This window comes from Chryseobacterium sp. Mn2064 (assembly GCF_049319685.1).
GTDB lineage: Bacteria > Bacteroidota > Bacteroidia > Flavobacteriales > Weeksellaceae > Chryseobacterium.
The window spans coordinates 51,095-64,694 of record NZ_JBMOUE010000009.1 but is presented as its reverse complement, the minus strand read 5'-3'; the positions used below and the strand labels follow the sequence as shown (position 1 = coordinate 64,694).

General features: G+C 36.6%; 15 protein-coding genes. All 15 read left to right on the top strand.

Translation table 11 applies throughout. The annotated features are described in order from the left end of the window. Positions 1-46 precede the first annotated feature (46 nt). Positions 47-985: a 1,2-phenylacetyl-CoA epoxidase subunit PaaA gene (paaA, locus tag ACL9RH_RS23125; protein WP_034695794.1), complete on the top strand. Its 939-nt coding sequence runs from the start codon at positions 47-49 to the stop codon at positions 983-985. Between the two features lie 103 nt (positions 986-1,088). After that, positions 1,089-1,370 carry a 1,2-phenylacetyl-CoA epoxidase subunit PaaB gene (gene paaB, locus ACL9RH_RS23120; RefSeq protein ID WP_034695796.1) on the top strand — a complete coding sequence of 94 codons (282 nt, stop codon included), beginning with the start codon at positions 1,089-1,091 and terminating at the stop codon, positions 1,368-1,370. A gap of 91 nt (positions 1,371-1,461) precedes the next feature. Next, a complete protein-coding gene (paaC, locus tag ACL9RH_RS23115) occupies positions 1,462-2,211 on the top strand; it encodes a 1,2-phenylacetyl-CoA epoxidase subunit PaaC (RefSeq protein WP_422695686.1) in 750 nt (249 codons plus the stop codon). A 6-nt stretch (positions 2,212-2,217) separates the two neighbouring features. Continuing rightward, positions 2,218-3,027, top strand: coding sequence for an alpha/beta hydrolase (locus ACL9RH_RS23110; RefSeq protein ID WP_422695685.1), 810 nt, complete (start codon positions 2,218-2,220; stop codon positions 3,025-3,027). Between the two features lie 3 nt (positions 3,028-3,030). Further along, positions 3,031-3,495: a 1,2-phenylacetyl-CoA epoxidase subunit PaaD gene (gene paaD, locus ACL9RH_RS23105; RefSeq protein ID WP_142719708.1), complete on the top strand. Its 465-nt coding sequence runs from the start codon at positions 3,031-3,033 to the stop codon at positions 3,493-3,495. 141 nt (positions 3,496-3,636) lie between these two features. Continuing rightward, positions 3,637-4,437: an enoyl-CoA hydratase/isomerase family protein gene (locus ACL9RH_RS23100; protein WP_422695684.1), complete on the top strand. Its 801-nt coding sequence runs from the start codon at positions 3,637-3,639 to the stop codon at positions 4,435-4,437. 93 nt (positions 4,438-4,530) lie between these two features. Beyond that, on the top strand, positions 4,531-5,664 hold the full coding sequence (locus ACL9RH_RS23095) for a 3-hydroxyacyl-CoA dehydrogenase NAD-binding domain-containing protein (RefSeq protein WP_422695683.1): 1,134 nt from the start codon (positions 4,531-4,533) through the stop codon (positions 5,662-5,664). A gap of 89 nt (positions 5,665-5,753) precedes the next feature. Beyond that, on the top strand, positions 5,754-6,062 hold the full coding sequence (locus ACL9RH_RS23090; RefSeq protein ID WP_422695682.1) for a hypothetical protein: 309 nt from the start codon (positions 5,754-5,756) through the stop codon (positions 6,060-6,062). A 9-nt stretch (positions 6,063-6,071) separates the two neighbouring features. Beyond that, a complete protein-coding gene (locus ACL9RH_RS23085) occupies positions 6,072-6,485 on the top strand; it encodes a PaaI family thioesterase (RefSeq protein WP_422695681.1) in 414 nt (137 codons plus the stop codon). A 31-nt stretch (positions 6,486-6,516) separates the two neighbouring features. Further along, positions 6,517-7,212 (top strand): DUF6624 domain-containing protein, encoded by a 696-nt coding sequence (locus ACL9RH_RS23080; RefSeq protein ID WP_422695680.1) that lies wholly within the window; start codon positions 6,517-6,519, stop codon positions 7,210-7,212. Positions 7,213-7,264: 52 nt separating this feature from the next. Further along, positions 7,265-8,470, top strand: coding sequence for a 3-oxoadipyl-CoA thiolase (gene pcaF / locus ACL9RH_RS23075; RefSeq protein WP_422695679.1), 1,206 nt, complete (start codon positions 7,265-7,267; stop codon positions 8,468-8,470). Positions 8,471-8,603: 133 nt separating this feature from the next. Further along, complete coding sequence (locus ACL9RH_RS23070; RefSeq protein ID WP_422695678.1) at positions 8,604-9,197, top strand: transferase hexapeptide repeat family protein; 594 nt, start codon at positions 8,604-8,606, stop codon at positions 9,195-9,197. A gap of 19 nt (positions 9,198-9,216) precedes the next feature. After that, positions 9,217-10,044 carry an alpha/beta hydrolase gene (locus tag ACL9RH_RS23065; protein WP_422695677.1) on the top strand — a complete coding sequence of 276 codons (828 nt, stop codon included), beginning with the start codon at positions 9,217-9,219 and terminating at the stop codon, positions 10,042-10,044. Between the two features lie 108 nt (positions 10,045-10,152). Further along, positions 10,153-12,648 carry a phenylacetic acid degradation bifunctional protein PaaZ gene (gene paaZ, locus ACL9RH_RS23060; RefSeq protein ID WP_422695676.1) on the top strand — a complete coding sequence of 832 codons (2,496 nt, stop codon included), beginning with the start codon at positions 10,153-10,155 and terminating at the stop codon, positions 12,646-12,648. Positions 12,649-12,742: 94 nt separating this feature from the next. Continuing rightward, on the top strand, positions 12,743-13,456 hold the full coding sequence (locus ACL9RH_RS23055) for an XAC2610-related protein (protein ID WP_422695675.1): 714 nt from the start codon (positions 12,743-12,745) through the stop codon (positions 13,454-13,456). Positions 13,457-13,600: the final 144 nt, after the last annotated feature.

The window sequence follows — 13,600 nt, the reverse complement described above, 5'->3', positions numbered from 1 at the left end:
CTAATTCTCAAATTTTCAAATGATTTAATTTTCAAATTCAAAAAAGATGGACTTAGAAAAATTTGTTCAATACGTTCACGAAGAAAATAAAGTAGAACCAAAAGATGTAATGCCAGACGATTACAGAAAATTATTGGTTCGTCAGATTTCACAGCACGCCCATTCTGAAATTGTAGGAATGCTGCCGGAAGCCAACTGGATTTCCAGAGCACCTTCATTAAGAAGAAAAATGGCTCTTCTGGCAAAAGTTCAGGATGAAGCTGGTCACGGCTTATATCTTTATTCTGCCACTGAAACTTTAGGAGACGGAAGCATCAGAGCAGACAGAGACGCTACTTATGATGATATGCTGGAAGGAAAAGCAAAATATTCAAGTATTTTCAACTATCCTACTTTGAGCTGGGCTGATATCGGTGCCATCGGTTGGTTGGTAGATGGTGCAGCCATTATGAACCAAGTAATGTTGATGGGGAACTCTTACGGTCCTTATTCAAGAGCGATGGTGAAAATCTGTAAAGAAGAATCTTTCCACCAAAGACAGGGGTATGAGATTCTTATGGCATTGTGCCGTGGTACAAAACAACAGAAAGAAATGGCTCAGGCTTCATTAAACCGTTTCTGGTGGCCGGCTCTAATGATGTTCGGTCCTAATGATGACAGCTCGCCAAACTCTAAAATCTCTATGAATTACAGAGTAAAAAGAGAAAGTAACGACAGTCTTCGTCAGAGATTTATCGACGTTACAGTTTCTCAGGCTGAATTCTTAGGATTAACCATTCCAGACAAAGATCTGAAATGGAACGAGGAAAGACAGCATTATGATTTCGGGGAACTTCCCTGGGATGAATTCATGGAAATCTTAAAAGGAAACGGTCCTTGTAATAAGAAACGTATCGAAACCAAGAGAAAAGCGCAAAGAGAAAACTCCTGGGTAAAAGAAGCCGCGGCAGCTTTTGCAGAGAAACAACAAAAAGAAGTAATATAATTTAATGTATCAATTTGAAAATGTGCTGATTTGAAAATGAAACTATTACAGATTAATTTTCAAATTACCTAATTCTCAAATTTTCAAATTCTCAAATTAAAATATGGCAAATTTAGATATGTGGGAAGTGTTTATTCAGACTAAACCGGGATTATCTCACAAACACGTTGGAATTGTACAGGCACCAACAGCAGAAATGGCTTTGCAGAATGCAAGAGATGTTTATACAAGAAGAAAAGAAGGAACTTCTGTTTGGGTGGTTCCAAGCAAATATATTGTGACTTCAGAAGGAATTGATAAAGAAGCTTTCTTCGATCCGGCTGATGATAAACTATACCGTCACCCAACGTTTTACGAGATTCCTAACGACGTAAAAAATATGTAATTAATAAAAGACTTCAAGATGTGAGATCTCAGATACTAGACTTTTTTGTCAATCTGAAATCTAGTGTCTGAAATCTGAAATCTACTAAACAATGAACCCATTATATAATTATTTATTAAAACTAGCAGACGACAGTTTCATTATGGGACAGCGCTTGTCTGCGTGGTGCGGTGAAGGTCCTTATTTAGAGGAGGATATTGCATTAACGAATATTGCGTTGGATGAACTAGGTCAGGCTAATAACTTTTACGTTTATGCTTCAAGAGTGATAGACAACGGGAAGAATGAAGATGATATCGCATTTTTAAGATATGAGCATGAATACGTGAATGCGCACTGGGTAGAACTTCCTAATGAAGATTATGCACAGACTATTCTTAAAGTATATGTATTGTCTGTATATCAAAAACTGATGTATGAGGCATTGTCAAATTCTGTGAACGAAGAACTTTCAGCAATTGCTCAAAAATCTTTGAAAGAAGTTAGATATCACTATACCCATTCATCATCCTGGATGAAAATCTTCGCACAGGGAACGGAAGAAAGCCGTGAACGTTTGGTGAAAGCTATTGAAAATATCTGGGAATATACGAAAGGTCTTTTTGCCAAAACAGAAGGCGAAGATGATTTGGTTGCTTTAAATATTGCTCCAAATGCAGATGCGCTTTACGAAGAATTCATTGCTATTACAAAGAAAGATTTTGCAGATTTCGGTTTGGAATATCCGGAAAATCCTTTCATGCAGCCAAAATCAAGAACAGGATACCATACAGAGTATTTCGGATTTATTCTTTGTGAACTTCAGTATATGCAGAGAGCATATCCTGGGTGTACCTGGTAGTAAGTTATGAAGAAGATGCTTCTGGGGATATTGGCTTTTTTTCTTACGGCATATGTGATACTATGTGTTGGGATCTATTTCTATCAGGAAAAAATTATTTTTTATCCTGAAAAGTTACCAGAAAACTATAAGTTTAAATTTGACGGTGATTTTGAAGAAATATCTATCAAAACACAGGATGGGAAGCATTTAAGTTCGGTTTTATTTAAAGCTCAAAACCCAAAAGGAGTTATCTTTTACCTTCACGGAAATGGAGGATCCATAAAAAGCTGGGGAGAAGTAGCCCGACTATATCAAAGTATGAATTATGATACATTTATATCTGATTATAGAGGATACGGAAAAAGTGAAGATAAAATTAGTAGCAAAGCTCAGCTTTTCTCGGATGTTGAAAGTGCTTATAAAGAACTTTTAAAAAGATATCCGGAAAACAAAATTATTATTTTGGGATATTCTGTAGGAACGGGATTAGCCGCAAAATTAGCATCAATGCATAATGCAAGATTATTAATTTTACAGGCTCCTTATTACAGTATAGAAGATGAAATGGACCAGAAATTCCCATTTCTTCCGAAATTTTTACTGAAATATAATTTTGAAACTGGTGAATACTTAAAAACCGTTAAATCACCAGTCGTTATTTTTCACGGTGATAAAGATGAGGTTATTCACTATAAAGCCTCTTTACAACTTAAAAATAACTTTAAAAAAGAAGATAGCCTGATTGTATTAAAAGATCAGTATCACAACGGAATAACAGATAATTTGGATTATCAGAATGTAATGAAAGCAATTCTTGATTCTGATAAAAAATAAAATATGAATCAGCTTTTAGATTTATTAAAAACCATTCCCGATCCGGAAATTCCGGTCATTGATATTGTGGAATTAGGAATTGTAAGAGATGCACAGATCACAGGAGAAAATACCTGCGAAGTGATCATTACGCCTACTTATTCTGCCTGTCCTGCGATGTTTACCATTGAAGAGGATATTATCAAAATGATGAAAGAAAACGGATGGGAAGCGAAAGTAGTAACCAAGATGTTTCCGATCTGGACAACAGACTGGATTACTGATGAAGCAAGAGAAAAACTTCGTGTGTACGGAATTACACCTCCGGAAAAAGGAGCAGACGAACATCACATTGGGAAACCGAAAAAATGTCCGCGTTGCGGTTCCGAGCATACCAAGCAGATCAGCAGATTTGGATCTACCTTGTGTAAGGCATCTTACCAGTGTTTAGACTGCCTGGAACCCTTTGATTATTTTAAATGTCATTGATGAGTTATTCATCAATCCAAACAAACTTTACGGCTATGCAAAGCATAACGAAGGAATTGTTAGAATGTTAAATTATTAGACGGTTACATTAATTTATATTGTTAAATTAGTGCGTTGTTAAATAATAAATTAATAAAAACTATGTATACACAACTTGATATTGAAACGCATTTTGACGGAAAGCTTAAAATCGCATATCTTAATCAACCGGAAACCATGAATGCCCTTACGAAGCCGGCTTTATCAGATCTTAGAGATTTTGTTAAAGAATGCAGCGAAGACGAAACGGTAAGATGCGTGGCCATTTCCGGAAGAGGAAGAGCATTTTGCTCAGGTCAGAATCTGGATGAAGCTTTTGTAGTAGGCAAAGAACACCACGATCATGACATCATCAGAAAAATCGTGGTAGACTATTATAACCCTTTGGTAATGGAAGTTACCCGTTGCAAAAAACCAGTTATCGCTTTAGTGAACGGTCCTGCAGTAGGGGCGGGAGCAATGTTGGCTTTAATTTCAGACTTCGTTTTAGCCAATGAAAAAGCATACTTTGCACAGGCGTTTTCAAATATCGGATTGATTCCTGATACTGGAGGTACCTATTTCTTACCAAAGCTTTTAGGCAGACAATTGGCTAATTATTTAGCATTTACAGGTAAAAAATTATCTGCAGAAGAATCTAAAGCTCATGGTCTTGTAGCAGAAGTTTTCACAGAAGAGGAATTCGTTCCAAAATCGATGGAAATCCTTGAAAGAATGGCAAATATGCCGACAGCAGCCATTAAGCTTACGAAAAAAGCTTTTGCCAATTCTTACAACAACACCTTGAAAGAACAGCTGGAGCTGGAAGGAGATCTTCAACAGGAAGCAGCAGGTACAGAAGACTTCATTGAAGGAGTAAATGCCTTTTTACAGAAAAGAAAACCTAATTATAAAGGAAGATAAATCTCGTATTAATGTATTCATGTAAAATGTATTAATGATTTTTAAAACGATTTACATGAATACATTTTACATTAATACATTGTACAAGTAAAAATGAATGTAGGAATTATCGGTGCCGGAACCATGGGAATCGGCATTGCACAGGTAGCCGCAACGAACGGATGCAAAGTTTGGGTGTACGACGCCAACGCAAAACAAGTAGAAACGGCAACGGTAGGTTTGGAAAAAACCTTGACCAAATTGGTAGATAAACAAAAAATTTCGGCAGAAAAAATGACTGAAATTTTAGCGAATATTTCCATCGCTACAGAATTGAAAGATTTCAAAGATTGTGAGCTCATTATAGAAGCCATTATCGAAAACAAAGAGATCAAAACCAAAGTATTTACAGAACTTGAAAATTATGTTTCAGAAAGCTGTATCATCAGTTCCAATACTTCATCCATTTCTATCACCTCTCTGGGTGCAGAACTAAAGAAACCGGAGCGCTTCATCGGAATTCACTTTTTCAATCCGGCTCCATTGATGCCTTTAGTGGAAATCATTCCATCTTTATTAACAGAAAATACATTAGCAGAAAAAATCTACAATCTCATGAAAGAATGGGGAAAGATGCCTGTTATTGCCAAAGATATTCCAGGATTCATTGTCAACAGAATTGCCAGACCTTATTACGGAGAAGGCTTGAGAATTGTTGAAGAAAACATTGCTACACCGGAACAGGTAGATGAAGCCATGAAAACTCTGGGTAACTTCAAAATGGGACCTTTCGAATTAATGGATCTTATTGGAGTAGATGTTAACTTTGCGGTAACCACTACCGTTTACAAAGATTATTTCTACGATCCGAAATACAAACCGTCTTTACTACAGCAAAGAATGTCTGAAGCAAAACTTCACGGCAGAAAAACAGGAAAAGGTTTCTACGATTACAGCGAAGGAGTAGAAAAACCTGTTGCTCAGAAAGACGATACTTTATACCAACAGATCTTTTTAAGAATCATTTCAATGCTGATCAACGAAGCGGTTGAAGCGAAAAGATTAGGGGTTGCTAATGACGAAGATCTCGAATTGGCAATGCAGAAAGGGGTAAACTATCCGAAAGGATTATTAAGTTGGGGTAAAGAAATCGGGTATACAAAAATCTCCGAAACCCTTCAGAATCTTTACGAAGAATATCAGGAAGAAAGATACAGACAAAGCCCATTACTTCGTAAAATGAATTAGATAATTTGAAAATGTACCAATTTGAAAATTGATTACAATGGGTTTTCATTTTCGAATTTTCAAAATTATTTAATTTTCAAATTAATAGTATGAATATAGATGAATTCAGAGATGAGCTGGAGACCAGACTTTCAATTGAGAAACAGTATTTAACTCAGGAAGCCTCCTCTGTTGATGAGCAGGAAAGACTAGAGTTATTAGGAAAGTTTAATGAAAAATATAAAGAGCTCATCAAAAGATTAGCCAATGAAAATGGGATTGATTTAAACGAATCCTATCCTTCTGAAAATTCATCAGATTCAGAACAACTTTCATACGAGCAAATCATTTTGGGTAAAACAATGAATGTTTACGACAGATTATCAGATGAGCTGTATGAAGAAATAACAAACATATAATTAACAGAAATGAATCCAAGACAAGTAGCAGATTATATGTTCAATCAGGATTATTTTTCCCAGTGGATGAATATTAAAATGATTGAAATAAAAGAAAATTATTGTTTACTGGAAATGCCAATCAAGAAAGAAATGCTGAACGGGCTTAAAACAGTTCATGGAGGTGTAACCTTTGCATTTGCAGACTCTGCGCTGGCATTTTCTTCCAACAATAGCGGAGATGCTGCTGTAGCATTGAACTGTATCATCAATTTTACCAAAGCTGGAAAAGAAGGTGATGTTTTCAGAGCAGAAAGTATTTTGGTGAATGACACGAGAAAAACAGCTGTTTATGATATTCAGATTACCAATCAAAACAAAGAACTGATTGCAAAATTTGTAGGAACAGTTTATAAAATCGGGAAAAAAGTAACCGATTTATAAAAAACTAAAACCAGAGACCAAATTAAACATAATGAGAAAAATAATTGCACTGCTTTTTGGAATCTCAACACTTCTGATCAATGCTCAGCAGAAAGTAAACGAAGCTTTGAAAAAAGAACTGGATGAAATCATGAAGGTGGATCAGGGCTTCAGAATGCTTTATACTTCTGATACAACGCCTGAGAAACGAAACGAGATCCTGAAAGATTTAAATATTGATCAAAAAGAATTTGAAAAGAGAGGATGGGAAATGGTGGCCGAACATGATAGTCTGAATATAAAGACAATCGAACGTATTATTACTCAATATGGCTATCCTGGAAAAACACTTGTGGGAGAACCAACCAATCAGGCGGCCTGGTATGTAATTCAACATTCCACCAAGATTGGAAAATATTTACCACTCATTAAAGAAGCAGGAAAAAAGAAAGAAATTCCGTTTACCTTGGTAGCCATGATGGAAGACCGCTATCTGATGAATCATGACAAAGAACAAATCTACGGAACACAGGGAAAAGGCGAAATGATTAAAGATAAAGACGGAAAACAAATCTTTGTCAATTTTGTATGGCCGGTAAAAGATCTCCAAAATGTTAATAAAAGAAGAAAAGAAGCAGGGTTTGATTCCACCTTTGAAGAAAACGTCAAAAGAATGTTTGGTCCGGAGTTTAAATATGAACCCTATACTTTACAAAAGGTTTTAGAATTAAGAAATAAAAACAAATAAATCTGGAATTGTTACACTGTTATATTACCAGATTGTTATACTAAATAGCATTATGAACAACGTATACATCATAGACTATGTCAGAACTCCCATCTCAAAACTGCAGGGAGGATTATCAGAAGTAAGAGCCGACGATTTGGCTGCTATTGTGATTAAAGAAGTAGTAGCAAGAAATCCTGAAGTTCCTGTAGAGGAAATTGAAGACGTTATTTTCGGATGTGCCAATCAGGCAGGTGAAGATAACAGAAACGTTGCCAGAATGGGGCTTTTATTAGCTGGTCTTCCTTACAAAATTGGAGGAGAGACCGTTAACAGGCTATGTGCTTCAGGAATGTCTGCTGTAGCCAATGCTTTCCGTTCCATTGCTGCTGGAGAAGGAGAAATCTATATTGCAGGAGGAGTAGAGCATATGACGCGTTCTCCGTATGTAATGTCAAAACCAAGCGCAGCTTTCGGTAGAGACAGTCAGATGTTTGATACTACTTTTGGATGGCGTTTCATCAACCCTAAAATGAAAGAATTATATGGGGTTGACGGAATGGGCGAAACTGCCGAAAACCTGGCAGATATTCACCAGATCACCAGAGAAGATCAGGATAAATTTGCTCTTTGGTCTCAGCAGAAGGCTAAAAAAGCGCAGGAAAACGGTAGACTGGCAGAAGAAATTGTAAAAGTTGAAATTCCTCAGAGAAAAGGAGATCCAATTGTTTTCGAAAAAGATGAATTCATTAAGCCAACATCTTCCATGGAAGGCTTGGCAAAACTTCGCCCTGCTTTCAGAAAAGAAGGAACTGTGACTGCAGGAAACGCTTCAGGGATGAATGACGGAGCCGCTGCTTTAATTTTAGCAAGTGAAGAGGCCGTGAAAAAATATGGTTTAAAACCAAAAGCAAAAATTTTGGGATCTTCCGTAGCCGGTGTTGAGCCAAGAATCATGGGAATTGGCCCTGTAGAAGCTGCTCAAAAGTTATTGAAAAGATTAAACCTTTCTTTAGAAGATATGGACATCATCGAACTCAACGAAGCTTTTGCCGCACAGGCACTGGCTGTAACAAGAAGTTTAGGGTTAAAAGATGATGATTCAAGAATAAATCCGAACGGAGGGGCTATTGCTATTGGTCACCCGCTGGGCGTTTCAGGAGCCAGAATCGTAGGTTCTGCGGCAATGGAACTTCAGAAGCAGGATAAAAAATATGCATTGTGCACTCTTTGTATCGGTGTCGGACAAGGATATGCAATGGTAATTGAAAAAGTGTAACTTTTTCAATAATGTAACAATATAAAAATGTATCAATGTAACAATTCCATTGTCATGCTGAGCTTGTCGAAGCATCTATTGGTAAACTGTTAGATTGATACATTGATAAATTATTTTTTTTAATTAAAAAATTATGAACATCTACTCATACCACGGGATTCGCCCCATTATAAAGCGTACTGCCTACATTCATCCGCAGGCAGTGATTATCGGGAACGTGGAAATAGGCGAAGAAGTATATATTGGTCCCAATGCGGTAATTCGTGGGGACTGGGGAAAAATTATCATTAAAGACGGAGCAAATGTGCAGGAAAACTGTACGCTTCATGTTTTCCCGAATATAGAAACCATACTGGAAGAATCTGCTCACATCGGACACGGTGCAATCATTCATTCAGGACACATCGGAAAAAACTGTCTGATAGGAATGAATTCCGTTGTGATGGACAAAGCCTATATCGGTGACGAAAGTATTGTCGGAGCATTAGCCTTTGTACCTGCAAATTTTAGATGTGAACCAAGAAAACTGGTTGTAGGAAGCCCTGCAAAAATTATCCGAGATGTTTCTGACGAAATGATTCACTGGAAAACAGAAGGAACAAAATTATATCAGGAGCTGGCAAGAGAAGGAAAAGAAGCTATTCTGCCTTGTGAGCCTTTTACAGAATATGTTCAGCAGATCCCAACCAAGATTGTGGATTACAGCATCTGGGATGATGTAAAATAATGACCATTCAAAATTAAATATGATAAAAAAAATTGCACTTGCATGCAGCATTATGTTTGCGGTGGGGAGTACGCTGTTGGCACAGACGGTTACGACAAAACCGCTTACCATAGGAGAAGTGAGGACCATTAAGTCCAAAACGTTAAATGAAGACAGAACGTTGAATATTTATCTTCCACAAGGATATGATAAAACAAAGTCATACCCGGTGATCTATCTTTTAGATGGCAGTATGAATGAAGATTTTATTCACGTAACAGGATTAGTACAGTTCTTTAATCAAATGTATTCCATGCCGGAAACCATTGTGGTAGGAGTTGCTAATGTAGACAGAAAAAGAGACTTTACTTTTCACACAGATTTAAAAGATTTACAGAAAGACTATCCTACAACAGGACACTCTGATAAGTTTATTACATTCATGGAAAAGGAATTAAAGCCTTATGTGGAAAGTCAGTTTAAAACAACAGATAAATACCTTTTTGGTCAGTCTTTGGGAGGACTTTTGGCGACAGAAATCCTTTTGAAAAAACCGGAAATGTTTAATAATTATTTTATCATCAGTCCAAGTTTATGGTGGGATGATGAAAGCCTTTTAAAACAGGCTTCACAATTACTTTCAAAATCTTCGGATACTAAAAAGTTTGTCTATGTTTCTGTAGGAAAAGGAGAACATCCGGTGATGATAAAAGATGCGGAAGATCTGTACGATGTTTTGAAAAAAGCAGGAAAGAAGAACTGGACATTAGAATATAAAATGATGGAAACAGACAATCACGCCACCATTCTTCACAGAAGCTTATATGAAGGATTAGTGAAAATGTTTCCATATCAGGAACCGAAATAACTTTTTAACTGAAAGAATAAGACAGATTGAAACCTTATAGGTCTCGGAAACTTATAAAGTTTAGATAAATTGATTAAAAAATAATTTAAGCAAAAAGTAAAAAACTATATGGAAAAGTTAAAAAACTATATCTACGGACAATGGGTAGAAGGTACCGGAAGTGGAATTCCTTTGTACAACGCCGTTACAGGAGAGCAGGTAGCTGTTTCCGATACCGAAGGGCTTAATTTTGAGCAGGCTCTTGACTATGGAAGAACCGTAGGATATAAAAACCTTTCTTCAATGACTTTCTACGATCGTGGCGAAATGCTGAAAAAAGTAGCACTTTACCTGTTGGAAAGAAAGAAAAAATATTACGAATTATCATACAAAACAGGAGCGACTCACGTTGATTCATGGGTGGATATTGAAGGAGGTTTCGGAACTTTCTTTACATACTCAGGATTAGCAAAGAGAATGCTTCCCAATACTTCATTCTGGGTAGATGGAGACACTCAGAAGATTTCTGCTAACGGAACTTTCTTGGGGACCCATATTTTAACACCTAGCGAAGGAGTTTCTGTACAAATAAATGCGTATAACTTTCCTGTTTGGGGAATGCTGGAAAAATTATCCACTTCCTTATTAGCGGGTGTTCCTTCTATTGTAAAACCATCTCCTTTCGGATCTTACCTTACCAATGCGGTATTTCAGGATATGATTGAAAGTGGAATTTTACCTGAAGGAGCCGTACAGTTAGTCTGCGGAGAACCAGGAAATATTTTAGATTATGTACAGGACGGAGACTCCGTACTATTTACAGGTTCAGCCAATACAGGAAGAAAATTAAAATCACTTCCATCAATTGCAGGAAATGCCGTTCGTTTCAATATGGAAGCAGATTCCTTGAACTGTTCTATTCTTGGGCTGGAAGCAAAACCTGGAACTCCGGAATTCGATCTATTCATCAAAGAAGTTCGTAACGAAATGACAACAAAAGCGGGACAGAAATGTACTGCAATTAGAAGAATTATCGTTCCTGAGCATTTAATCGGTGATGTTCAGAATGCTTTGTCTAAAGCTTTGGATCAAACGAAAATCGGAAACCCATTAAGCAGAGAAACCAAAATGGGATCTTTGGTGGGAAGACAACAGTATGAAGAAGTTCTGAGAAAAGTAAACATCTTAAAATCAGAAACAGAACTTGTCTATGACGGAAAACACGAACTGGTAGATGCCAACTATGAAAATGGAGCATTTATGAGTCCAAAATTATTCCTGAATGACAAGCCTTTCGAGAAAAACATCTCTCACGATGTAGAAGCTTTCGGGCCGGTATCTACATTAATGCCTTATAAAGATGCTGAAGAAGCTGCTGCATTGGCAAAAAGAGGAAAAGGAAGTTTAGTGGGGTCTATTATTTCTCATGACGAAAACTTTATCGCTGAAACTTCCTGGAAAATGGCTTCCCAGCACGGAAGAATCTTTGTACTGAACAGAGATAATGCGAAGGAAAGCACAGGTCACGGCTCACCACTTCCTACATTGATGCATGGAGGTCCTGGTAGAGCAGGTGGTGGTGAGGAAATGGGCGGACTAAGCGGTCTTCATTTCTTCTTACAGAAAACAGCTATTCAGGGATCACCGGATGTTTTAAAAGCAATCACTAAAATCTACCAACAGGGAGCAGAGAAAAAATTCTCAGACAAACATCCTTTCCAGAAATATTTTGAAGAAGTAGAAGTAGGAGACTCTCTGGAAACTGCAGGAAGAACGGTTACTGATGCAGATATCGTTAACTTCTCCAATGTTTCATGGGATCACTTCTATGCACACACCGATGCAACAAGTTTATCGGGAACAATCTTCGACAAAACTGTTGCTCACGGATATTTCATTCTTTCAGCAGCGGCAGGATTATTCGTTTCAGGAAAAAAAGGACCTGTAATTGCTAATTATGGACTGGAAGACTGTAGCTTCTTCAAACCTGTATACGCTGGAGATACCATTACGGTTTATTTAACAGCAAAAGAAAAAATCAACAGAGGAGTAAAGGGAAGAAACATTCCTTCCGGTGTTGTAAAATGGCTGGTTGAAGTAGTAAACCAAAGAGATGAGATCGTATGTGTAGCAACGATTTTAACATTGGTGGCAAAACAATCTCCTTTCATCGATCTGAATGTGAAAAATATTCAAAAGTTGCTTAACGGATTAACAGAAAGCACTTCTCCGCAATGGGGTAAAATGTCTCCACAGCAGATGATTGAGCATTTGGAACAGGCAGTATTGGTAAGCTTTGGAGAACCTGAAGCTGAACAATGTTTCACGCCTGAAGAAAACCTTGAAAAATGGCAGGACTCTCTTTACAATCATAGAAAAATGCCAAAAGAATTTACCGCTCCGTTCTTACCGAAAGACGGATCTCTTCCGGAACCTAATCACAAAAACCTGGAAGCCGCAAAAATCTCTTTCATGGATAATCTGAAGAAATTTGTGATCTACTACAAAGAAAATCCACAGGCAGAACACATGAACTATGTATTCGGGAAGCTGAATAAAGAGATGTGGGAACTGATGCACAGAAAGCATTTTACTCATCATTTCCAACAGTTTGGATTGATTTAATTCAAAATAATAATAAAAAAATCCCCTTTAGATTAATACTGAAGGGGATTTTAATTTGATAATAAATAGCTAAATTCATACATATTTTTTAATCATGAAACTTTTTAAAAATTTCTTTTTGATCCTAGCAGCTTTACTTCTTTTTTCCTGTTCAGGAAAACCAACGCCTGATAAAGAAGGTTATTTTTCTGAAGAGAAATTTGTTGATAGTTTGAATCCTGGGACAAAAGGAAAAACTAAAGTTGAATTTGAGAAATTTAGGCATGCAGGCAATGGTGATGTATTTGTATCAATACATTTTTATAAATCAGAAAAGAAGTGGATAGAAGGCGAGAAAACAGATATTGACATCTGGAGACTTACAAACAGTTTTAAATTTGATAAAGATGGAATATCTGATATGAATGTTAAAATCGGTGATTTCAATAACGACGGGTTTAACGATATAACCTATCAAAGTACTATTGCTGGGAGAGGAGGTAATATAGTGATGACATTATTTGTTTATGATCCTACGAATAAAAGTTTTATCCACATTAAAAATTCAGAATCTTATCCAAATCTAACATATAATGCAAAATTAAATTGTATTAATTCACTTATTTTAACGGGTTCTACAATAACATCCTTTCTGAAAATCAGAAAAGACTCCCTGGAGGAATTTGCTAGAGTAGATGTTTCTAATAAAATTATAGTAGAAGAAAAAGGCAATGACGGAAAATTTAAAGTTATAGAAGAAGAACCATATAAAGGCTCAGGCTCAGATTTTTATAAAGTATTTAGGAACTACAATCCTTTAGAATACTAACTTTACACAAAAGGAGAATGAGAGATCTCCTCTTTAATCAAAAAATATTATGATGCTTGGCCCATATCAAGGTTTTAAACCTTAGCATGGATTGTATAAATCTTAGTTGAAGAAACAGTTTTATTAAAAATGATAATTACCTTT